We start from the raw sequence: 25,527 nt of genomic DNA, 5'->3' as shown, positions 1-25,527 counted from the left end.
CATGGTCCACGGTCGCCATGACGTCGACGTCGGGATCCAACGGTCGACTACCCAACATCGGGTCCGGCCCGTCCAAAACCGAACGCCACCACGGCAGCTGCTCCACCAGCTCCGGCTCGCCGGCTTGCTCCACCAAACCATGCGCCCAGCGCCGCATCGATGTGCCGATGCTCGCCAACGCGGGTGTCGCGCCCGTCGCTACGGCGTGCCATGCCGATGCCAAGTCCGGCAACAGGATTCGCCATGACACACCGTCGATCACCAGGTGGTGGGCCACGATCGACAAGCGGCCCGCTCTCGCCGGACCGGCATCGAACCAGACGAACTGCACCATCACTCCGGCCGACGGAGACAACCGGCCGGCTGCCGCGCTCACCTGTGCGGCGATCGTTGCCACGCTGTCGTCGGAAGACTGTTCGAGATTCGCCACCTCGACCCGGCGCACCAGCCGGTCCACCTCCCATGCACCGGCCGGCGCTACCTCCAGGCCCTGGCCACGCTCGTCGTCGACCAACCGCGACCGCAACACATCATGACGATCTATCACCGCCGACAACGTCGCGATCAACCCGGCTCGGTCGATACCGACCGGCAAGTCCAGCAGCATCGACTGGGTAAAGCTGTCGAACCCCGCACCCAGCTCCCGGAGGAACCGGGCCACCGGCAGTAGCGGCATCCAGCCCACACCACCACCGGGCAACTCCCCCAGCACCGGAGTGAGCGCACGCCCGGCGGCGACCGCGGCCAGCGCGCCCGCTGTCTGATGCTCGAACACCTCCCGCGGCGTGATCTGCAACCCCAGCTCTCGCGCCCGCGAGACCACCTGAATCGACCGGATACTGTCCCCGCCCAGCTCGAAGAATCTGTCGTCCACGCCCACCCGATCGAGCCCCAACAGCTCGGCGAATACCGTGGTCAGGATCTGCTCCTGGCTCGTGCTCGGCGCGCGATAGCGCGCCGACGAGGTGAACTCGGGATCCGGCAACGCGGCGTAATCCAGTTTGCCGTTCGGCGTCAGCGGCACCGAGTCGATCACCATGACCACCGCGGGCACCATGAATTCCGGCAAACGCTCGGACACGAACGCGCGGATATTCCTGCCGTCGAGTTCATCGTCCTGGGCCGACCCGACTACGTACCCGATCAGCTGCTTGGCGCCCGTGCCGGTGTCGCGGGCGACTACCACGGCTTGGGACACGGAAGGATGTTGTGCCAGTGCGGTTTCGACCTCACCCGGCTCGATCCGGAAGCCACGGATTTTCACCTGATCGTCGACTCGCCCGACGAACTCCAGCGTCCCGTCTGCGGACCATCGCACCACATCACCGGTGCGGTACAACCGGCCTCCGCTCCCAGCCGGGTCGAACGGATCGGCCACGAATCGTGCCGCGGTCAATCCCGCCTTACCGTGATAGCCCCGCCCCAACTGCGCACCGGCCACGTACAGCTCACCGGGAACCCCCACCGGAACCGGCTTCAACCACGAATCCAGGACGAACGCACGCACATTCGCCAACGGCCGGCCGATCGGCACCGACCCCGCAGAATCCGCACCAGCGGTGAATACCGTCGCGAACACTGTGGTCTCCGTCGGACCATAACCGTTGACCACGTCTACACCAGCAGCCACAGCGCGCACCCGGCCCACCAACGCCGACGACAGTTCAGCACCACCGACAACCAGCTGAACCAAACCCTGCAAAGCATTGCCCGGCCGCCCCTCCACCTGCTCCAGCAGCACCGACAACAACGCAGGCGTCACGAACATCCTCGTCACCGACCCAGCCGCCACCAACTCGAGCATTTCGCCTGGGTCGGAACGCAATTCACCCGCCAACACCAATCCCCCGCCGGCACACAACGCCGCCCACATTTCGTACGTCGAAGCATCGAAAGCCATCGACGAATGCACCAACACCCGCTCGTCCGAGCCCGTCAACCACTCCTGGGAAACGAGATTCACGACGTTACGATGCGTGACACCAACGCCTTTCGGCACACCGGTGGAGCCCGATGTGTAGATCACATACGCCAGATTCTGCGGCCCGGCCGGCGCAACGGACCAGTCCGCCGCGTCGATGGTGTCGACGGTCTCGAGGGTGTCGAGGTAGAGCAGCGGTGCCGAAGTTTCGGGCAGCAGAGCTGAGGTGGCGGTGTCCGTCACCACGATCAGCGGCGTCGCGTCCGTGAGGATGAACGCCAACCGATCCGAGGAATAGGCCGGATCGATCGGCAAATACGCCGCCCCCGACTTCAGCACGGCCAGCAACGCCACGATCAGCTCTGCCGACCGAGGCAACGCCACCGCGACAATCCCCTCGAGACCTACTCCGCGTGCGGCCATGACCCGCGCGAGCCGATCGGATCGCAGATCGAGATCCCGGTAGGTCAGTTCGGTGCCGCCGCAGGAGAGGGCGAACGTGTCCGGGCCCGCGGCCACCCGAGCCCGGAACAGGCCGATGATCGTGGTGTCGGAAACCGCTGCGGTGGTGTCGTTCCACCGATGCAATACCAGGTCGCGTTCGCCGCTGTCGAGCACATCGACCGAGCCCACCGGCGCGTCCGGAGCCGATACCACCTGTCGCAGTACCCGCACCAACCGTCCGGCCATCGCCTCGACCGTGGCGCGGTCGAACAGATCCGTCGCGTATTCGACCAATCCGTTCCATCCCTGGCCATCCGCGGCGTCGATGACGTTGAAGAACAAGTCGAACCGCGATACCGCCGTCGACGCGGGATACGGCTCGACCCGGCCGCCCGCCAACTCGAACGAAGGCAGGGCGTTGTTCTGAAATGCCAACGACACCTGGAACAACGGATGATGCGACGCCGACCGCACCGGATTGAGCAACTCCACCAGCAACTCGAACGGAATGTCTTGATTCTCGTACGCGCCCAGCGCTTTCGCCCTGACCTGCCCCAGGAGCTGGTTGAACGATTCCGCAGGCGACACCACCGTGCGCAAAACCCAGGTATTGACGAAGAACCCGACCAGATCGGCCAACGCCTCATCGGTCCGACCGGCGATCGGCGAGCCGATCGGAATATCCTCCCCCGCACCGAGTTCGAACAACAGCAACGCCAGCGCCGACTGCAGCACCATCGACACCGTCGCACCTTCGCGAGCGGCCAGCCGCTCGACCTCCGCGCGCAGCAACGAATCGATACCGAACAGCACCGTGTCGCCGCGGTAGCCGGCCACTCGTGGACGCGGCCGGTCGGTCGGCAACCGCAGCTGCTCCGGCAAGCCCGCGAGTTCACCGCGCCAGTAGTCGAACTGGCGGGACAACAGACTTTCCGGATCACTCGATGAGCCGAGCACTTCCCGCTGCCACAGCGTGTAATCCACGTACTGCACCGGCAACGGCCGCCATTGCGGCGCCCGATCCTCGCGGCGCGCCAGGTAAGCCGTGGCCAAGTCGCGCAGGAGCGGCGTCAGCGACCAGCCGTCGCCGGCGATATGGTGGATCAACAGCACCGCGACGCACTCGTCGTCAGCGCATCGGAAGACGTCGGCGCGGACCGGAATCTCCGTGGACAGGTCGAACTCGTACCGCGCCGCCGCGGTGACCGCCGCGTCGAGCCCAGCGGGGTTCGCCGCGCCGGTGCCCACCTCGGTCACCGCGACCGGCACCTCGACCTCGTCGGCGGCGAGTACCCGTTGCGACGGCATACCGTCGGCTTCGACGAAGACCGTCCGCAAGCTCTCGTGCCGAGCGACGACGTCGCCGATCGCGGCGGTCAACGCCGACACATCGACGCCGTACAGTCGCAGTGCCAACGGGATGTTGAAGGTGGCGGACGGTCCTTCCAGCCGGTGCAGAAACCACAACCGCCGCTGCGCGAACGACAACGGAACCATGTTCGGCCGCAGCCGCACCGCCAACACCGGCCGCCGCTGCACATCGGCATCGAGCCGGGTCGCCAACTGCGCCACCGTAGGGGCGTCGAATACGGTTCGGATCGGCACCTCGATGTCCAGCACCGCTCGAATCCGGCTGACGAGACGGGTAGCCGACAAAGAATGTCCACCCAGGGCGAAGAAGCTGTCGTCCACACCGAGCCGGTCGAGTCCGAGGATTTCCGCGAACAGCTCGACCAGCATTTGCTCCTGGAGAGTGCCCGGCGCCCGGTACGGCACCGACGACGCGAGCTCAGGGACCGGCAGCGCCGCGTGATCCAGTTTCCCGTTCGCGGTCAACGGCAGCGTGTCGATCACCATTACCACCGTCGGCACCATGAACTCCGGCAACCGTTCGGCGGCGAACGCACGCACAGCACCGCCCGCGAGGCCATCGCTTCCACCCGATGCCGAGTCGGCCCGCTCGGCGACCACATAGCCGATCAGCTGCTTGCCACCGGTATCGCTGTCACGTGCCACCACTGCCGCTCGAGACACCGAAGGGTGTTGCGCCAGTATGGCTTCCACTTCTCCCGGCTCGACCCGGAAGCCGCGGATCTTCACCTGGTCATCCACCCGGCCCGCAAACTCCAACTGCCCGGCGCGATTCCACCGCACGACGTCCCCAGTGCGATACAACCGACCCGCGCCGGCCGGATCGAACGGATCGGCCACGAACCTCGCCGCGGTCAACCCCGCCTTACCTCGGTAGCCCCGCGCCAACTGCGCACCGGCTACATACAATTCACCGACCACTCCCACCGGGACCGGCACCAACCACGCATCCAGCACGAACACCCGCGTATTGGCCACCGGCACACCGATCGGCACCACCGTCCCCACCGCTTCGTCGGGCACGCGACAGGACGTCACGTCAACCGTCGCTTCGGTCGGGCCGTAAAGATTATCGATCCGCAGATTCCGGCACATGGCGCGTAGCGCCGCTACCAGCCCCCAAGTCAGCGTGTCCGCCCCGGTATTCACCTGCTGCAAGCTCCGGAACGGTCTGCCGGGAAGCGCCTCCGCATAGTCGACCAAGGCCGACAACAACGGCGGCGTGGCAAACAGCTTCGTCACCGACCAGGTCTCGATCAGCCGCGCGATCTCCGCCGGATCCGAACGCTGCTCACCCGCCAGCACCAACGTCGCGCCGCCACACAGCGCCGGCCAGATCTCATAGGTCGAGGCATCGAAGGCGGCCGACGAGTGCACCAACACGCGATCCTCGACACCCACCGACCACGCCTGAGCAACCAGGTTGGTCACGTTACGATGCGTGATACCAACGCCTTTCGGCACGCCGGTGGAGCCGGAGGTGTAGATCACGTATGCCAAGTTCTGCACGCCACTCGCGACTACCCGATCGGTACCGGCCCGGCCCCGCCCGTCGACAGTGTCGAGCGTGTCGAGGCAGAGGCGCGGTGTGGTGTGGGGTGGCAGCAGATCTGCGGTCACCGAATCGGTCACCACGACAACCGGGGCGGCATCACCGAGGATGAACACCAACCGCTCCGAGGGATAAGCCGGATCGATCGGCAGATAAGCGCCGCCGGCCTTCAACACGCCCACCATCGCCACCACCGATTCCACCGACCGAGGCAACGCGACCGCGACAACGCCATCCGGACCCACCCCACGCGAAACCAGGTCATACGCGAGCCGATCAGCGCGAGCATCGAGCTCCGCGTACGTCAACTGCGTGTTCGCGCCGACGACCGCGGCCGCATCCGGCGCCCGAGCGACCTGCGCCTCGAACAGCCCGACAATGGTCGTGTCCGGGACTTCGGCGGCGGTCTCGTTCCACCGACTCACCACGAGCGCACGTTCGTTCCCGTCGATCACGTCGATCGATCCCACCGGGGAATCCGGGACAGACGCCACCTGATGCAGTAGCCGTACCAACCAGCCGACCATGGTCTCGACCGTGCTGCGGTCGAACAGATCTGTCGCGTACTCCACCAACCCGTTCCACGCCAGGCCGTCGGGGGCGTCAGCGATATCGAAGGACAGGTCGAATCGGGATACCGCGGTAGACGCCGGGTAGGGCTCGACCCGGCCCCCCGCCAACTCGAGCGAGGGCAGACTGTTGTTCTGAAATGCCAACGACACCTGGAACAACGGATGATGCGCCGCCGACCGCGCGGGATTGAGCAATTCCACCAGCAGCTCGAACGGAATGTCTTGATTCTCGTACGCGGCCAACGCTTTCGCTCTGACCTGGCCGAGTATCTCGGTGAACGATGCCGCGGGTGATACGGCCGTGCGCAGAACCCACGTGTTGACGAAGAAGCCGACCAGATCCGTCAGCGCCTCATCGGTCCGACCGGCGATCGGCGAGCCGATCGGAATATCCTCCCCCGCACCGAGTTTGAACAACAACACCGCCAACGCCGACTGCAACACCATCGACACCGTCGCGCCCTCACGAGCCGCAAGCCGTTCCAATCCCGATCTGGTCTCGGCATCGATCATGAACGGAACCATGTCCCCGCGGTGGCTCGCCACCCGCGGTCGCGGTCGGTCGGTAGGTAGCCGCAACTGCTCCGGCAAGCCGTCGAGTTCGCGGCGCCAGTAGTCGAACTGCCGGGACAACACGCTCTGCGGATCGGTCGACGACCCCAGCCATTCCTGTTGCCACAACGTGTAGTCCACGTACTGCACGGGCAACGGCGCCCACCGCGCGACCCGATTCTCGAGGCGAGCGGAGTAAGCCGTGGCCAGGTCTCGCCACAGCGGCGTCATCGACCAGCCGTCGCCGGCGATATGGTGGACCAACAGCACGGCGACACACTCGTCGTCAGCGCACCGGAAGACATCGGCGCGCAAGGGAATCTCCGACGACAGGTCGAACCCGTACCGTACCGCGGCGGTCACCGCCGCAGGCACCTCGGCCGGATCCGGTTCGCATACCGTCATCGGAATCTCGACGCTGTCGGCCTCCAGAACCCGTTGCGACGGCACGCCGTCGGCTTCGACGAACACCGTACGCAGGCTCTCGTGCCGGGCCACGACGTCACCGATCGCAGCGAACAACGCCGACAGATCCACCCCGCGCAACCGCATCACCAACGGGATGTTGAAGGTGGCCGAGGGCCCCTCCAGCCGGTGCACGAACCACAACCGCCGCTGCGCGAACGACAACGGAATCACGCGCGGCCGTGGCCGAGCCGACAATGCCGGACGCACCTGCACACCGGCATCGAGCCGGGTCACCAACTGCGCCACCGTCGGAGCCTCGAATATCGTCCGGATCGGAACTTCGACGCCCAGCGCCGCACGGATTCGGCCGGCCAGGCGAGTGGCCGACAGCGAGTGTCCGCCGAGCTCGAAGAAGCCATCGTCCATACCGACCTGATCGCGTCCGAGGACCTCGGCGAATATCGCCGTCAGGATCTGTTCCCGGCTCGTGCGCGGTGCGCGATACCGCGCCGCGGCGACGAACTCCGGCTCCGGCAGCGCAGCGTGGTCGAGTTTTCCATTCGCGGTCAACGGCAGCGCATCGATCACCATCACCACCACGGGCACCATGAACTCCGGCAACCGCTCGGAAACGAACCTGCGCACCTCCCCGCCGTCGAGTTCACCGCTGCCGATTCGATCGGCAACCGCATACCCGACCAATTGTTTACCGCTATCGGTATCACGGGCGACCACTACCGCCTGGGATACCGAAGGGTGTTGCGCCAGAATCGCTTCGACCTCACCGGGCTCGACCCGGAAACCGCGAATCTTTACCTGGTCGTCGGCCCGGCCGACGAACTCCAATTGCCCGGCGCGATTCCAGCGCACCAGATCGCCAGTGCGATACAACCGACCACCACCGGCCGGATCGAACGGATCAGCCACAAACCGAGAGGCAGTCAAACCCATCCGACCGTGATAACCGCGAGCCAACTGCGCGCCGGCCACGTACAACTCACCAGGCACCCCCACCGGAACCGGCATCAACCACGAATCCAGCACATACGCAGACGCATTCGCCAACGCTGACCCGATCGGCACCGACGCATCCCCATCGGACACCGCATCGGCGGCGAACACTGTAGCGAACACCGTCGTTTCCGTCGGGCCATAGCCATTGACCACCCGCACACCGGCAACGCTGGAGTGCAATCGACGCACCAACGCCGAACTGAGCTCGGCGCCACCGATGATCACCTCATCCAGCCCCCGGAAAGAATGATCCGCCACCGCGTCGACCCGGTCGAGCAACACCGACAGCAACGCCGGAGTCGAAAACATCTTCGTCACCGACCTGCTCGCGACGAGCTCGGTGATCTCCACCGGATCCGAACGCAGCTCACCGGCCAGCACTACAGCGCCACCACTGGTCAATGCGGGCCAGATCTCGTACGTCGAAGCATCGAAAGCGATCGAAGAATGCACCAGCACCCGCTCGCCGGAACCCGTATGCCAGTTCTGCGCAACCAAGTTCACTACATTGCGATGGGTAACACCGACGCCCTTCGGCGCACCAGTCGAACCGGAGGTATACATCACGTACGCCAGATTCTGTGGCCGCACCGGGACGACACGATCCATCCCGCTCGTTTCCTCGCCCGCAGTGGTGTCGGGCGTATCGAGGTACAGCCGCGGTATCGCGGTGTGCGGCAACGCGGCCGAGGTCGCGCGATCGGTGACAACGACGACCGGCGCGGCATCGCTCAGCACGAACGCCAACCGATCCGACGGATAGCCGGGATCGATCGGCAGATAGCCACCACCGGCCTTCACTACACCCAGCAATGCCACGATCAACTTCACCGACCGGGGCAACGCCACCGCGACAAGAGTGTCCGGGCGCACCCCGCGCGACACCAGCACGCGCGCCAGCCGCTCCGCACGGGCATCGAGCTCTCGATAGCTCAGCTCTACCGCACCACAGACCACCGCGGTCGCATGCGGCGTCTCGGTGACCTGTGCCGCGAACAATCCGCCCAGCGTGGCGTCCGGGTCCACGGCGACGGTGCTGTCGTTCCACCGGTGCAGCACCAGCTCGCGTTCCTCGGTGTCGAGCACCTCGACCGACCCCACTGGCCCGTGCGGGTCCGCCACCACGTGCCGCAGGATCCGGAGGAACCGCGCCGCCATCGCCTCGATCGTGGGCCGGTCGAACAGGTCGGTGGCGTACTCGACGTGCACGTCCCACCCGGCGGCACCGTTGCCCCGCCCACCGCTCGCGGCGTCGCCGACATTGAAGGTCAGGTCGAATCGCGAGGTCAGCGCGGGCAGGGCATACGGCTCGAACCCGACGCCGGACAACTCGAAGGTGGCTGCCGTGTTGTTCTGGAAGCTCAGCAGCACCTGGAACAAGGGGTGGTGGGCCGCCGAGCGGGCTGGATTGAGCAGCTCGACCAGCAGCTCGAACGGCAGATCCTGATTCTCGTAGGCCGCCAAGGCTTTCGCTTTGACCTGGCCCAGCACCTCGGCGAACGAGTCCGCCGGCCGCACGCCCGCACGCAACACCCAGGTGTTGACGAAGAACCCCACCAACTCGCTCAGCGCGTCATCGGTACGGCCCGCGATCGGCGAACCGATCGGAATATCCTCTCCGGCACCGAGTTTGAACAGCAACACGGCCAACGCCGACTGCAAGACCATGGCCACCGTCGCGCCGGAGCGACTCGCAAACTCCTCGACTTCCGCCCTGGTTCCCGCATCGATGTCGAAGACCAGCAGGTCCCCCCGGTAGCTGGCCACCCGCGGTCGCGGCCGGTCGGTCGGCAGCCGCAACTGCTCCGGCAAGCCATCGAGTTCCCTACGCCAGTACTCGAACTGCTGGGACAGCACACTGTCCGGATCGTCCGGTGAACCAAGCAGTTCCTGCTGCCACAGCGTGTAATCCACGTACTGGACCGGCAACGACTCCCAACCCGGCGCCCGCCCCTGCCGCCGAGCGGCGTACGCCATCGACAAGTCGCGCAACAACGGCGTCATCGACCAGCCGTCACCGGCGATGTGGTGAATCAACAACACCACGACACATTCGTCGACGCCATAGCGGAAAACGTCGGCGCGGATGGGAATCTCCGACGCCAGATCGAACTCGTAGCGCGCCGCCTCGGTCACCGCCGTATCCAACGCGGCCGGATCGACCTCGGTGATGATCACGGGTACCTCGACCTCGTCCTCGTCGAGTACCTGTTGGCCAGGCATACCGTCGGCTTCGACGAAGATCGTGCGCAGACTCTCGTGCCTGGCCACCACATCACCGATCGCCGCCGCGAAAGCGGGCGCGTCGAACACGCCGAGCAATCGAACCGTCAGCGGCATGTTGTAGGTGGCCGAGGGGCCCTCCAGCCGGTGGATGAACCACAACCGGCGTTGCGCGAACGACAACGGAATCATCACAGGCCCACCTTCCGATTCATCCTGCGCAGCGCCGGTCTGCGCGACGGCGCCAATTCGGGCCATCGGCGCGCGAGTTCAGCGACGGTCGCGGCGTCGAATATCACCCGGATCGGGACTTCGACGCCGAGCACTGCTCGAATCCGGCTGGCCAGGCGAGTCGCCAGCAACGAGTGACCACCCAGCGTGAAGAAGCTGTCGTCCACGCCGACCCGGTCGAGTCCGAGGATTTCGGCGAACAATTCGGCGAGCACTCGCTCCCGCTCGCTGCTCGGCGCCCGATACTCCGCCGCGGCGGAGAACTCCGGGTCCGGCAGTGCCGCGCGATCGAGTTTTCCGTTCGCGGTCAACGGCACATCGTCGATCACCATCACCACCGACGGCACCATGAATTCCGGCAATCGCTCGGCCGCCAACTCCCGCACGGCGGCGGGCAGGAGCGTGTCCTGTGGGTTGCTGGCGTACGGCGTCGGATCATCTACTTCCGCCGACGGCACATATACGCCGGTCAACGGTCGGCTCTGCACGGTCGCAGTGTCGATGAACACCGCCTCCATCCGATCCGGTTGTGCCGACCAGGTGACCGCCGTGGTGTAGCCCAGTCGGTCGCCCAGCACGTGCAGGTCTTCGGGCAGCAATCCGACATCCATTCGAGCGGCGGGATCGGCGAGTACTCCCTCGAATCCCGCTGCGCGCGGGTCGGTGCGCGGATCGGCTGGAACCGGCTCACCGGTTCGGATTCGGTTGACCGCCGCGATCTGGCCGGTCAGCCCGGCGTGCGGAATCCCGGTAACCCGGATGCCGTCCGGGTGTCGGAATTGCAGCAGTGTCCGCAACCAGTCGTGGTCGCGGAACTCGACTCTCGGCACCTCGGCGACGGACAGCGCCGTGGTGGGTGTCTTGTGCAGGACCACGTCGTATCGGTAGCGGGTCAACTCGTTGACCGAATAGCCGCGTTTGAGTTCGATATCGACGGTGTCGAAGTCGGTGGCGCGGCACAACGCGTGGAAGTATTCCGGCGCGACCAACATTTCTTGTTCGGCGAACACCGTGCGGCGCACGCGTTCCCGAATGGCCGCCGGGTCGTCACCGTCGTTGCGGGCGATCTGCACCGCCGTGGTGAATTCTTCCAGTAGGCCCAGATTTCGGACGTCACCGACGAATATCGCGCCGCCGGGAGCCAGCAAGCCGAGTATCTGCTCGAGCACTCGACGCAGATACCGTTCCCCGGGGAAGTACTGCACCACCGAGTTCACGATCACCGTGTCGAAATACTCCGCAGGCAATCCCGCGACGTCCTCGGCGGACCGGACGCTCAGCGAGACCCGCTCGGTCCACCGCAGATCGAGTTCGTCCAACTGTTGTTGCAGGGTGCTGACAGTCGCGGCGGAGAAGTCCGACGCCCAATACTCGTCGCAGTCCGGCGCCAACTGCGACAGCAACAGGCCCGATCCGACACCGATCTCGAGCACTCGCCGTGGGGCCAAGCCGCGAATCCGATCCACCGTGGCCGCGCGCCATTCGCGCATCTGCTCGAGCGGAATCGACGCTCCGGTATAGCTGCTGTTCCAGCCGCCGAAGTCCATACCGAATCCAGCTCGAGCCCGATCGCCGCCGCCATTCCCCTTCCCGGCGCTGTGGGCGGAACTGCCGGCCTGCTTGCCTGCCGCGCCATACAGGTCGTCGTACACCCGGCGCCACTGCCCGACCAGTTCCGCTGCACCGACGCCCGGCCCGGATCGGTCCGCGACCACGTACCCCACCAGCTGCTGCCCACCAGTGCTGGTGTCGCGCACGACCACCACCGCCTGAGAAACCGAGGAGTGTTGCTCCAGAACGCTTTCCACCTCGCCTGGTTCCACTCGGAAGCCGCGGACCTTGACCTGGTCGTCGGCCCGGCCGACGAACTGCAACTGTCCGGAGTTGTGCCAGCGCACCACATCTCCGGTGCGATACAGGCGACCACCACCGGCCGCGTCGAAGGGGTCGGCGACGAACCGGGCCGCGGTGAGCCCCGCACGTCCGTGGTAGCCCCGCGCCAACTGCGCGCCTGCCACGTACAGCTCCCCCGCGACGCCCACCGGCACCGGCGCCAGCCACGAATCCAACACGAACACCCGCACATTCACCGACGGGCGCCCGATCGGCACCGCACCGTCGACGTCGTTCCCGGCGTCGTAATCGGTCACGCACGCCGTGGTTTCTGTGGGCCCGTAGCCATTCATCACCTGCACGGCAACGTATTTCGCGTTCAGCTTGTCCACGACCGCCGCTGTCAGCTCGGCACCGCCGGCGATCACCCGCCGTAAACTACGCAGCGGTGCGCCGGGCAAGAGTTCCACGTGATCGACCAACGCCGACAACAACGGTGGCGTGGCGAACATCTTCGTCACCGAACGTGTCTCGATCAGGCCAGTGAGCTCCACCAGGTCCGAACGCGGCGATCCGGCCACCACCAGCGCCGCACCGCCGGCCAGCGCAGGCCAGATTTCATAGGTCGTGGCGTCGAAAGCGATCGAGGAATGCGTCAATACCCGATCATCGGGTTCGATCGACCAGGCCCGGGCAACCAGGTTCACCAAGTTGCGGTGGGTTATTCCCACACCTTTCGGAACACCGGTGGAACCGGAGGTGTAGGTCACGTAGGCCAAATGCTGCGGCCGCAGACCGATCGCACCGGCCCCGCCGATACCCGCCGAGTACATGGGTTCGCCGCCGTTGTTACCGGGCGCGTCGAGATGGTGGTGCGGGGCCGCCGTGTGGGGCAGGAAGGGGGCGGTAGTGGAGTCGGTCACGACAACGACCGGCGCGGCGTCGGAAAGGATGAACGACAACCGATCCGACGGATAGCCGGGATCGATCGGCAGATACCCGCCACCGGCCTTCAACACACCCAGCAACGCCACGATCAACTCCACCGACCGCGGCAGGGCCACTGCGACGAGGTGGTCCGGGCGTACGCCGCGCGCGACCAGTGCGCGCGCCAACCTGTCGGCTCGGATATCGAGTTCCCGATACGAGATCTCCGTGCCGCCGCCGATCACCGCGGTGGCCGCCGGTGTCCGGGCGACCTGAGCCTCGAACAGCCCGACCATGGTGGTGTCCGGGACCGCGACGGTGGTGTCGTTCCACCGCCGCAGCATCGACTCGCGTTCGTCGGTATCGAGGACGTCGATCGCGCCAACGGGGCTACCCGGGTCCGTCACGATCCGGTCCAGTATTCGTACGAACCGGGCGACCATCGCCTCGACCGTGCTCCGGTCGAACAGATCGGTCGAATACTCGACGAACCCGCCCCACGGGTCTCCGACGGGCGCGTCGGCGACGTTGAAGAACAGGTCGAAGCGTGCGGCCGCGATGGACGCGGGATAGGGCTCGAACCCGACCCCCGGCAGCCGCAGGCTGGGCAGCGTGTTGTTCTGGAAGGCCAGAGACACCTGGAACAAGGGATGATGCGCCGCCGAGCGGGCCGGGTTCAGCAGCTCGACCAGCAATTCGAACGGTACATCCTGATTCTCGTACGCGGCCAACGCCTTCGTCCGAACCTGGGCCATCACCTCGGCGAAAGATGTTCCCGGAGAAACAGTTGCCCGCAACACCCAGGTGTTGACGAAGAAGCCGACCAGCTCCGCCAGCGCCTCGTCGGTCCGACCCGCGATCGGCGAACCGAGCGGAATGTCTTGCCCGGCACCGAGTTTGAACAACAGCACCGCCAGCGCCGATTGCAGCACCATCGACACCGTCGCGCCCTCCCGGGCCGCCAACCGCTCCACCGCGGTACGGATGTCCGGGTCGATACCGAAGGCCACCATATCCCCGCGGTAACTGGCCACTCGCGGTCGCGGTCGATCGGTCGGCAACCGCAACTGCTCCGGCAATCCGTCGAGCTCACGACGCCAATACTCGTATTGCTGGGACAGCGCACTGTCGGGATCGTCCGGCGACCCGAGGAATTCTTGCTGCCACAGCGTGTAGTCCACGTACTGAACCGGCAACGGCGTCCACCGGGGCGCTCGATGCTCGAGGCGCGCGGCATACGCGGTAGCCAAATCCCGCAACAACGGTGCGGCCGACCAGCCGTCCCCCGCGATGTGATGGACCAGCAACACCAGCACGCACTCGTCGGCACCGGATCGGAATACGGTGGCGCGGACGGGGATCTCCGACGACAAGTCGAACCCGTACCGCACCGCGGCGTTCACCGCCGCGTCCAGCTCTGCGGGATCCACGGTCTCCACCTCGACGGTGACCGGTACCTCCACACTGTCGGCCGCGAGCACCTGCTGGGTCGGTACCCCCTCGGCCTCGACGAAGACCGTCCGCAGACTCTCGTGCCTGGCAACCACGTCACCGAGCGCTGCCGCGAAGGCCGACGCGTCGAATACACCGCGCAACCGGACCGGCAACGGCATGTTGTAGGTGGCCGACGGCCCCTCCAGCCGGTGGATGAACCACAACCGGCGCTGCGCGAACGACAACGGCACCACGTCCGGCCGTGGCCGGGGCAGCAGCGGCGGACGCACCTGCACATCGGCATCGAGCCGAGTCACCAACTGCGCCACCGTCGGCGCGTCGAAGATCGTGCGGATCGGGACCTCGACTCCCATCAGCGCACGGATCCGGCTGGCCAGGCGGGTCGCCAGCAACGAGTGACCACCCAGCGCGAAGAAGCTGTCGTCCACGCCGACCCGATCGAATCCGAGGATCTCGGCGAACAGTTCGGCAAGGAGCCGTTCTTGTTCGCTGCTCGGCGCGCGATACTCCGCCGACGAGGCGAACTCCGGATCCGGCAGGGCCCGGCGATCCAGTTTTCCGCTGGACGTCAAAGGCACCGACCCGATCACCATCACCGTCGCGGGCACCATGAACTCGGGCAAGCGATCGCTCGCCCACCGGCGCACGTCGGCGGCCAGTAGGCCCGCCTGCGGGTTGTTGGCGTACGCCACCGGATCATCCACCGGGCCGGCGGCGGTGTACACGTCGGCCAGTGGCCTGTCGCCGAGGGTCGCGGTGTCGACGAAGACCGCATCCATCCGATCGGGCTGCGCGGACCAGGTGACCGCGGTCGCGTAGCCGAGTCGACGGCCGAGCAGATGCAGGTCTTCCGGCACGACACCTGCCCGATCGGCGATCGTCTCGAGGATCCCCTCGAAGCCGACACCCAGTGCGTCGGTAGCGATACCGGCGTGGCCTGCCTTGATCCGGTGCGTCGCTTCGACTTCCCCGACCAGCCCGGCATGTCGGATGCCGGTGATCCGGATAGCGTCCGGATGCTGGTCGCGCAGCAGTGTCTGCAACGAATCATGATCGCGGAACGCGACTTTCGGTACCTCGGCGACCGAAAGCGGGTTCGCCGCAGCCGGATGTAGCACCACGTCGTACCGATAGCGCGTCAACTCGTTCATCGAGTACCCGCGTTTGAGTTCGATGTCGACGGCACCGATATCGAGCACCTCGCCGAGTGCGAGGAAGTACTCCGGCGCCAGCAGCAGTTCCTGTTCGGCGGAGATGTCACGGCGGACCCGGTCGGCGACCGCCACCGGATCGTCGGCGCCGTTGCGCGCGATCTGCGCGGCGGTGGTGAACTCCTCCAGCAGCGCCAGATTCCGGACGTCACCGACGAACACCGCGCCACCCGGAGCCAGCACGCGCAGCACCCGCTCGAGTACCCGGCGCAGATAGCTCTGACTGGGGAAGTACTGGATCACCGAGTTCAGCACGACCGTGTCGAAATAGTGTTCCGGCAACCCGTCGGTCTCGTCGGCGCCGCGCACGCTCAGCGAGACACGGTCGACCCACTGCTCGTTCAGTTCGCCCAGCTGTCGTTGCAGGGTGCTGATCGTGGCGGACGAGAAGTCCGTCGCCCAGTATTCGGCGCAGTCGGGCGCCAGCTGCGACATCAGCAAGCCCGACCCCACCCCGATCTCCAGCACGCGCTGCGGACGCAGCCCTCGAATACGCTCGACGGTGGTCGCACGCCATTCGCGCATCTGCTCCACCGGGATCGCGCCCCCGGTGTAGCTGCTGTTCCAGCCGCCGAAGCCGGTAACGAACCCGACCTCGTCACCGTCGACCGGACCGGTGTCCGGTGTGTTTCCGGCGCCGGCGTACAGGTCGTCGTAGACCCGCCGCCACTGCCCCACCAGTTCGCCTTCGCCGACGGTGGCCCCGGAGTGGTCGGCGACCACGTACCCCACCAACTGCTTTCCGGCATCGGAGTCGTGTGCCACGACCACCGCCTGCGCCACCGAAGGATGTTGGGCCAGTATGCTTTCGACTTCGCCGGGTTCGACCCGGAAGCCACGGATCTTGACCTGGTCATCGACCCGGCCCGCGAACTCCAGCACCCCCGCCGCGGTCCAGCGCACCACGTCACCAGTGCGATACAGCCTGCCGCCACCGGTTCGATCGAACGGGTCGGCCACGAACCTTGCCGCGGTCAGTCCGGCCCGGCCGTGATAGCCGCGCGCCAGCTGCGCACCCGCCACATACAACTCGCCCGGAACCCCCACCGGCACCGGCACCAGCCACGAATCCAGCACGAACACTCGCGAATTCGCCACCGGCACACCGATCGGCACCACCGCACCCGGTTCGTCCTCGGGCACGCGATACGCGGTCACATCGACGGTCGCCTCGGTCGGGCCGTAAAGGTTGTCGACCCGAAGGTCGCGGCAGGTGCCACGCAGCGCCCGCACCAACCCGGAGGTCAGCGTGTCGGCGCCGGTATTGACCTGCCGCAGGCTCCGGAACGGGTTGTCCGGCAACGCTTCCACATGATCGACCAACGCCGACAGCAACGGTGGCGTGGCGAACATCTTCGTCACCGACCAGGTCTCCACCAGCCGCGTGATCTCCCCCGGGTCCGAGCGCTGCTCACCGGCGACGACCAACGTCGCGCCACCGCACAGGGCCGGCCAGATCTCGTAGGTCGAGGCGTCGAAGGCGATCGACGAATGCACCAGCACCCGGTCCTCGACACCCGTCTGCCACGCCTGGTTGACCAGGTTGACGACGTTATGGTGCGTGATACCAACACCTTTCGGGACACCCGTGGAGCCCGAGGTGTAGATCACGCACGCCAGATTGTGCGCGCCCACCGCGACCGCCCGGTCCAGACCGGCCCGGTCACCGTCGAGCGCTTCCATGGCGTCCAGATACAGGTGTGGCGTCGCGGTCGGTGGCAGCGCGTGCGCGGTGGCCGAGTCGGTCACGACGACCACCGGCGCGGCGTCGGCGAGGACGAACGCCAGCCGATCCGAGGGGTACGCGGGATCGATCGGCAGATATCCGCCACCGGCTTTCAGCACACCCAGCAGGGTCACGATCAGGTTCGTGGACCGGGGCAACGCCACCGCCACCACACCATCCGGGCCGACGCCGCGCGAGCTCAACGCCCGCGCCAGCTGATCGGCGCGCCGGTCCAGATCGTGGTAGGTCAGCTTCGCGTCCGCGCAGACGACCGCGATCGCATCCGGGGTCGCGGCGACCTGCGCGGCGAACAGTTCGGTGAGGGTGGCGGTGGCCGGTACCTCGACCGTGGTGTCGTTCCACCGGCGCAGCACCAGTTCGCGCTCGTCGGTGTCGAGGACATCGACGGCGCCCACCGGGACTTCGGGATCCGACCCGACCTGCCGCAGCAGCCGGACCAGCCGGGCCGCCACCGCCTCGACCGTCGACCGGTCGAACAGTTCGGTCGCATACTCGACGAACCCGCTCCACGGGTCACCGGCGGGAGCTTCGGCGATGTTGAAGAACAGATCGAACCGCGCGGTCGCGGTGGCCGCGGGATAGGGCTCGATCCGCACGCCCGACAGCTCGAGCGCGGGCAGCGTGTTGTTCTGGAAGGCCAGCGTCACCTGGAACAACGGATGGTGCGCGGCCGAGCGGGCCGGGTTCAGCAACTCCACCAGCAGTTCGAACGGAACATCTTGATTCTCGTAGCCGGCCAACGCCTTTTCCCGCACCACACCCAAGATCTCGGTGAACGACGCGTCCGGGACGACGGCCGCCCGCAGCACCCAGGTATTCACGAAGAAGCCGACCAGCTCGGCCAGGGCCTCGTCGGTCCGGCCTGCGATCGGCGCGCCGATCGGAATGTCTTCTCCGGCACCGAGTTTGAACAGCAGTACGGCCAGCGCCGATTGCAGCACCATCGACACCGTCGCGCCCTCACGGGCCGCCAACCGCTCTACCGCGGCACGGATCTTCGGCTCGATGTGGAAGTGCACCATGTCGCCGCGATAACTGGCGACCCGCGGCCGCGGCCGATCGGTCGGCAACCGCAACTGCTCGGGCAGGCCCTCGAGTTCGCGGCGCCAATACTCGAACTGCTGCGACAACACGCTGTCCGGATCGGTCGACGAGCCGAGCAGCTCCCGCTGCCACAACGTGTAATCCGCGTACTGCACCGGCAACGGCCGCCACCGCGGTGCCTGATGTTCCTTTCGTGCGGCGTACGCCTCGGACAGGTCACGCAGCAGCGGCGTCAACGACCAGCCGTCACCCGCGATGTGATGGATCAGCAACACCAGCACGGCCGCATCGTCGGTACGGCGGAACACAGTGGCGCGCAACGGAATCTCCGATGAAAGGTCGAAGCCGTAGCGCACCGCCGAGGTCACCGCCGCGTCCGTCTCGGCGGGTTCGGCGGCCCGCATATCGGTCACCGTGACCGGTACCTCGACACTGTCCATGTCCAGAACCCGTTGGGAGGGCACACCGTCGGCGTCGACGAAGACCGTCCGCAGGCTCTCGTGCCGGGTGACCACATCGCCGATCGCGGCGGTCAACGCCGCCACGTCCACCCCGTGCAACCGCACCGCCAGCGCCATGTTGTAGGTGGCCGACGGCCCCTCCAGCCGATGGATGAACCACAGTCGCCGCTGGGCGAACGACAGCGGAACCACGTCCGGCCGTGGCCGGGCCAGCAGAGCCGGGCGCACCTGCACGCCCGCGTCGAGCCGGGTCGCCAACTGCGCCACCGTCGGCGCGTCGAACACCGTCCGGATCGGTACCTCGATGCCGAGCTCCACCCGGATCCGGCTGGCCAGGCGGGTCGCCAGCAGCGAGTGGCCGCCCAGCTCGAAGAAGCTGTCGTCCACGCCGACCCGGTCGCGTCCGAGGACCGCGCCGAACAGCTCGGCCAGCACCCGTTCGCGCGCACTGCCCGGCGCCCGGTATCGGACCGAGGACACCGACTCCGGCGCGGGCAGCGCCGCGCGGTCCAGCTTTCCGTTGGCGGTCAACGGCACCGCGTCGATCACCGTCACCACCGTCGGCACCATGAACTCCGGCAGCCGTGCGGCGGCGAAGTCGCGCACCTCCGCGCCGACGAGGTCGGTTCGATCACCCGTACGGTCGGCGACCACATAGCCGATCAACTGCTTGTCACCGGTGTCGCTGTCGCGGACCACCACCAGCGCCTGCGCCACCGACGGATGCTGTGCCAGAACCGATTCGACCTCACCGGGTTCGACCCGGAAGCCGCGGATCTTCACCTGATCATCGATGCGACCCAGGAACTCCACCTGCCCGCCGTGGTTCCGGCGCACCAGGTCACCGGTGCGGTACAGCCGGCCACCGTTCGGGTCGAAGGGATCGGCGACGAACCGTGCCGCGGTCAGATCGGCCCGGCCGTGGTATCCCCGGCCCAACTGCGCACCGGCGACATACAACTCACCCGCCACCCCTGCCGGGACGGGCGCCAACCACGAATCCAGCACGAACGCCCGAACATTGGCCAGCGGGGTTCCGATCGGCACCAAGGCGTCGTCGAAGCGCTCCCCGGCCCGGAACGGCCGGCGGATCGCGAATGTCGTTGTCTCGGTGGGCCCGTAGACATGCACGATGCGGGTCTCGGGGCACAGCCGCAGTGCACGCGCGAAGACCTCCGGCGGCATCTCCTCGCCGCCGACCCAGACCTCGCGAAGACCGGCGAGCGCGTCGGGGCAATGGTCGACGAACAACTCGAACAAGCGCGTGGTGAGGAATACCGCAGTCACCTTGTGCGCCACCAACTGCCGGCCGAGCACCGCGATATCGGTGCGGCCCGGCGGCGCGACGACTATCCGGCCGCCGCCCAGCAGCGGCACCCAGATCTCGTAGGTGGACGCATCGAACGCGACCGACGAATGCACCAGCACGCTCGCGTGCGCACCGTCGTGCCAACTGTGCTTGGTCGCGAAGGCCACCACGTTGCGGTGTGTGATGGCAACACCTTTCGGGACTCCGGTGGAGCCCGAGGTGTAGATCACGTAGGCCAGGTTCTGCGACGCCGCCGCGGCGGCTCTGTCCAGGGTGGCGCCCTCCACCACATCGGTCGTGTCCAGGTAGAGGTGCGGAGCCGCCGTCTCGGGCAGGAGATCGACAGTCGCGGAATCGGTCACGACGACCACCGGAGCCGCGTCGGCCAGGATGAACGCCAGCCGATCCGAGGGATAGGTCGGATCGATCGGCAGATACCCGCCACCCGACTTCAGCACCGCGAGCAATGCCACGATCAACTCCACCGACCGCGGCAACGCCACGGCGGCGATGGTGTCGGGGCCTACTCCGCGCGAGACCAGGACGCACGCCAATTCGGTTGCCCGCGTGTCGAGTTCCCGATACGAGATCTCGTGGTCACCGCAGACCACGGCCACCACGTCCGGCGTGCGCGCGACCTGCGCCGCGAACGAGGCGACCACGGTGGCGTCGCGGTCGACCGGGGCAGCGGTGTCGTTCCATCGGTACAAGACCAGGTCACGTTCGTCGCTGTCCAGCACATCGACCGACCCCACCGCGGTGTCCGGATTCGACACCACCTGTCGCAGGATCCGCACCAGCCGACCCGCCATGGCTTCTACCGTGGACCGATCGAACAGATCGGTGGCGTATTCGATGTATCCGTCCCACCCGGTGCCGTTGTCGCGCGCACCGGCCGGGCCGTCGCCGATATTGAATGTCAAGTCGAAGCGCGAGGTGTTGGTGGCCGGCATGTGCGGCGTTACCCGTGCTCCCGGCAGCCGGAGGGTGGGCAGCGCGTTGTTCTGCAGTGTCAGCAGGACTTGGAACAGCGGATGGTATGCCGACGAGCGAGTCGGATTCAGCAGCTCGACCAGCAACTCGAACGGCGCGTCCTGATTGTCGTAGGCCGCCAGCGCTTTCGCGCGGACACCATCGAGGATCTCGGTGAATGACGCTGCGGGAGAGACCGTCGCGCGCAGCACCCAGGTGTTGACGAAGAAGCCCACCAGATCGGCCAGCGCGTCATCGGTACGGCCGGCGATCGGCGAACCGATCGGGATATCCTCGCCGGCACCGAGTTTCGCCAGCAGCACCGCCAGCGCCGACTGCCACACCATGGACACCGTCGCGCCCTCGCGGGCCGCCAACCGCTCCACCGCGGTACGCACCTCGGGTTCGATGTCGAACAGCACCACGTCGCCGCGGTAGCTGGCCACCCGCGGCCGCGGCCGATCGGTCGGCAACCGCAGCTGCTCCGGCAGACCGTCGAGTTCGGCGCGCCAGTAACCGAACTGCCGCGACAGCACACTGTCGGGATCGTCCGGCGAACCGAGCAGTTCCTGCTGCCACAGCGTGTAGTCGACGTACTGCACGGGCAGCGGCTCCCACTCCGGCGCCCGCCCTGCCCGGCGCGCCGCGTAGGCCGTCGACAGATCGTCCAGTAGCGACGCCGCGGACCAGCCGTCGCTGGCGATGTGGTGGATCAGCACCAGCACCGTCCACTCGTCGGCCCCGTACCGGAACGCACCGGCGCGGATCGGGATCTGTGTGGACAGCTCGAACGGATACCGCGCCGCCTCGGCGACCGCCGCGTCCACCGCATTGGGAGCTACGACGGCGATGGTCACCGCCACCTCGACGTCGTCCGCCTCGAGCACGAGTTGAGCTGGGACGCCGTCGGTTTCGACGAAGACCGTGCGCAGGCTCTCGTGCCGGGCCACCACGTCGCGCACCGCCGCCGTGAAGGCCGCCGCATCGAAGGCGCCTGTCACCCGGGCGGCAAGCGGCATGTTGTAGGTGGCCGACGGCCCCTCCAACCGGTGGATGAACCACAGTCGCCGCTGCGCGAACGACAGCGGAATCACCTCGGGTCGCGGCCGGGCGAGCAGCATCGGGCGCATGGCGACGCCGGCATCGAGCCGGGTCACCAACTGCGCCACCGTCGGCGCGTCGAACACCGTCCGGATGGGCACCTCGACCCCGAGCACCACCCGGATCCGACTGATCAGCCGGGTGGCGGACAACGAATGACCGCCCAGCTCGAAGAAGCTGTCGTCCGCACCGACCCGGTCGATCCCCAGCACCTCGCCGAACAACCCTGCCAGCACCCGTTCGCGCTCGGTGCCCGGCGCCCGATAGGCCCGCGAGGAGGCGAACTCCGGGGCGGGCAGGGCGGCCCGATCGAGCTTGCCGTTGGGGGTCAGTGGCACGCGGTCGATCACCATCACCACGGTCGGCACCAGGAACTCCGGCAGGCGCTCCGCGGCGAACCGGCGCACCAGTGCCCCATCGAGCGCGTTTGCGTTCGTGCCCCCGTTACCGTTGCTCCGATCGGCGACCACATAACCGATCAGCTGCTTGTCGTCCCCGGTTCCGGTGTCGCGGGCCAGCACCACGGCCTGCGACACCGCGGGATGTCGCACCAGCACCGATTCGACCTCGCCCGGCTCCACCCGAAAGCCGCGGATCTTGACCTGATCGTCGGCGCGGCCGACGAACTCCAGCACCCCGGCCGGAGTCCAGCGCACCACATCGCCGGTGCGATACAACCGGCCGCCGGTGCGATCGAACGGATCGGCGATGAACCGCGTTGCGGTCAACCCCGGCCGACCGCGATAGCCCCGCGCCAATTGCGCACCGGCCACATACAGTTCGCCGGCCGTCCCCACCGGAACCGGCGCCAGCCACGGGTCGAGCACGAACGCCCGCATGTTCCCCAGCGGCGTCCCGATTGGGCTCTCACCCCGGGCGCCGTGCTCGGCCAGCAGTTCCAGCTTCGTGACGTGCACCGTTGTTTCGGTGATCCCATACATGTTCACCAGGGCCGGACCGGCAGCGCCGACCGAATACCACGGTTGTACGTGGCTGTGGTGCAAAGCTTCCCCGCCGAAGATCACCAGGCGCAGCGCCGAATCGACGCGGCCGCTCACCGACCGGGCTTCGGCCAGTGCGTGGAAAGCCGAGGGGGTCTGATTGAGGATGGTCACGCCCTCGGCGACCACCAGATCCCACAGCTGCGCGGGCGTGCGCACCACATCCCATGGCACGACGACGACCCGGCCACCGTGCAGGAGTGCACCCCAGATCTCCCACACCGAAAAGTCGAAGGCCTGCGAATGGCACCAAGCCCACACATCATCGGCCCGGAATGCACACCACGGCGCGGTACTCAGGAACAGCGAGGCCACATTGCGATGGGTGACGGCCACGCCCTTCGGCGTGCCGGTGGAGCCGGAGGTGTAGATCAGATACGCGAGGTTGCCGGGCAGCGGCGCGGCGGGCCGCACCATGTCATAGCGTGCCGTCTCGGCCTCTTCGAGCAGGATGCGCGGAACTCCGTGCTGCGGCAGCAGTTTCGAGGTCGCGCGGTCGGTGAGGACCGCGATCGGTGCGGCATCGGCGAGGACGAAGGTCAACCGTTCCGCCGGATAACCCGGGTCGATCGGCAGGTACGCACCACCGGCCTTCGACACCGCCAGAATCGCGACGATCAGCTCCGCCGACCTCGGCAAGGCAACCGCCACAACGCTGTCCGGACGCACATCCGCGGCGAGCAGAGTCTGCGCGACGCGATCCGCCCGCGTGTCGAGTTCGCGATACGACAGCCGCTCCCCACCGGACACCACGGCCACCGCGTCCGGGGCCCGGCGCACCTGATCCTCGAACAACCCCAGCAGAGTCGCCGCCGGATCGACCGGCACTTCGGTGTCGTTCCATGCCTCGACGACCAGCGACCGATCGTCGCCGAGGATATCCACCGCCCCGATCGGCGCCGCCGGATCGGTGACCGCCTGCGACAGGTAACACGCGATCGAATCGAGGTAGCCGCGCAGATCGTCTTCGGTGTAGAGCTGCGCGTCACCTTCTATCCGCAGGTATCCCCCACGGGCCGACTGCCTTTCGTAGTGCAGGACGATCGACAGATCCCCGCTGTTGCCTGCCGAGTAGACCTGGAGATCGGCTGTCCCACCGGTCATCCGCAAGGCTCCGAAGAACGACATGACGTTGATGACCGGGCCGAACGGGTTCCCTTGTGCGGGCGGCATTTTCAAGTCGCGCCGGATCTCCGACATCCCGTACCGGAGATGGTCACGCGCACTCGCGATGCTGTCCTGCAGCCGTCGGGACAGTTGCCCCAGCGAGAGGTCACGGCCCGAATCCACCAGCAACGGAACGGTATCCGACAGCTGGCACGGCGTGCGCCGGGCGATGGCATTCTGATTGGAGACCGGCATCTGTACGCAGAATTCGTCGCGCAACGCATAGCGCTGCACCGCGGCCGCCGCGACCGACATCAACAGGTAGGGCAGCTTCACGCCGATCGCCTGCGCGGAATCGATCAACCTGCCGAGCTCCGCGCCGGAAAAGCCGTGCGTGCAACCGATCCGGCCGGGCTTGGCGCCTGGCGCGGCATTGCCCGGCAGGCGCAGCGGTTCGATCCCGGGCGGGATCTGCCCGCGCCAGTACTCGCGATCGATCGCCTGCTGGTGGCGACGGTACGCCCGATCACTCTCGATGATCTCGTCGACGGGCACGAAATCGGCGGGCTCGATGGGCATTCCGGCGCTCAGGGCGCCGTATACATCCAGCACCCGCTGCGCCCAGGTGGCGACACCGACCCCATCCATGATGATGTGGTGGAAGCACATCGACAGAAAGTATTGTCCGGCCTCGACTTTGAGCAGTGCGACGCGCAACAGCGCATCCAGCTCCAGATCGAAAGCCAGCTCGAGCTCACGGGACATGTAGTCGAAAGCGGCCGAGATGGGCTCGGGCTGTTCGCTGAGATCGAGGTAGGCGGGCATCCAATCGCGGCTGTTTCGGTCGATCTGCATCGGCCCGTCGGCGCCACCGACGAAATTGACCGTGAGCGCCTCCGATTCCGCGAACACGTGCCGCAAAGCGGTGACGAAGTAGCCGAGTTCCAGTTCGGCCTCGATGTCGATATATATCAGGCAATTATTGGGAATATCGGAAAGCTCGTGGGCCAGCCAAAGTTCTTTCTGAATCGATGTCAGACTGCGCAGCAGTGACTTGTTACCGGATTGCAT

General features: G+C 66.9%; 2 protein-coding genes (1 of these 2 cut by a window edge). Both read right to left on the bottom strand.

Translation table 11 applies throughout. The features are described 5' to 3' along the window. Window positions 1–10,249 carry the 5' portion of a non-ribosomal peptide synthase/polyketide synthase gene (locus IBX18_RS08450; protein ID WP_228540726.1) on the bottom strand. Its footprint begins 13,766 nt before the window's first position, so 10,249 of the gene's 24,015 nt are visible here — the first part of the coding sequence; it begins with the start codon at window positions 10,247–10,249; its stop codon lies off the left edge, out of view. Next, complete coding sequence (locus IBX18_RS43055; protein WP_194833173.1) at window positions 10,249–25,527, bottom strand: non-ribosomal peptide synthetase; 15,279 nt, start codon at window positions 25,525–25,527, stop codon at window positions 10,249–10,251. Before IBX18_RS43055 ends, IBX18_RS08450 begins: the two co-directional genes overlap by 1 nt.

The sequence above is a fragment of the Nocardia sp. XZ_19_369 genome (assembly GCF_015355715.1).
Lineage (GTDB): Bacteria > Actinomycetota > Actinomycetes > Mycobacteriales > Mycobacteriaceae > Nocardia.
This window is presented reverse-complemented; position numbering and strand designations above follow the sequence as displayed.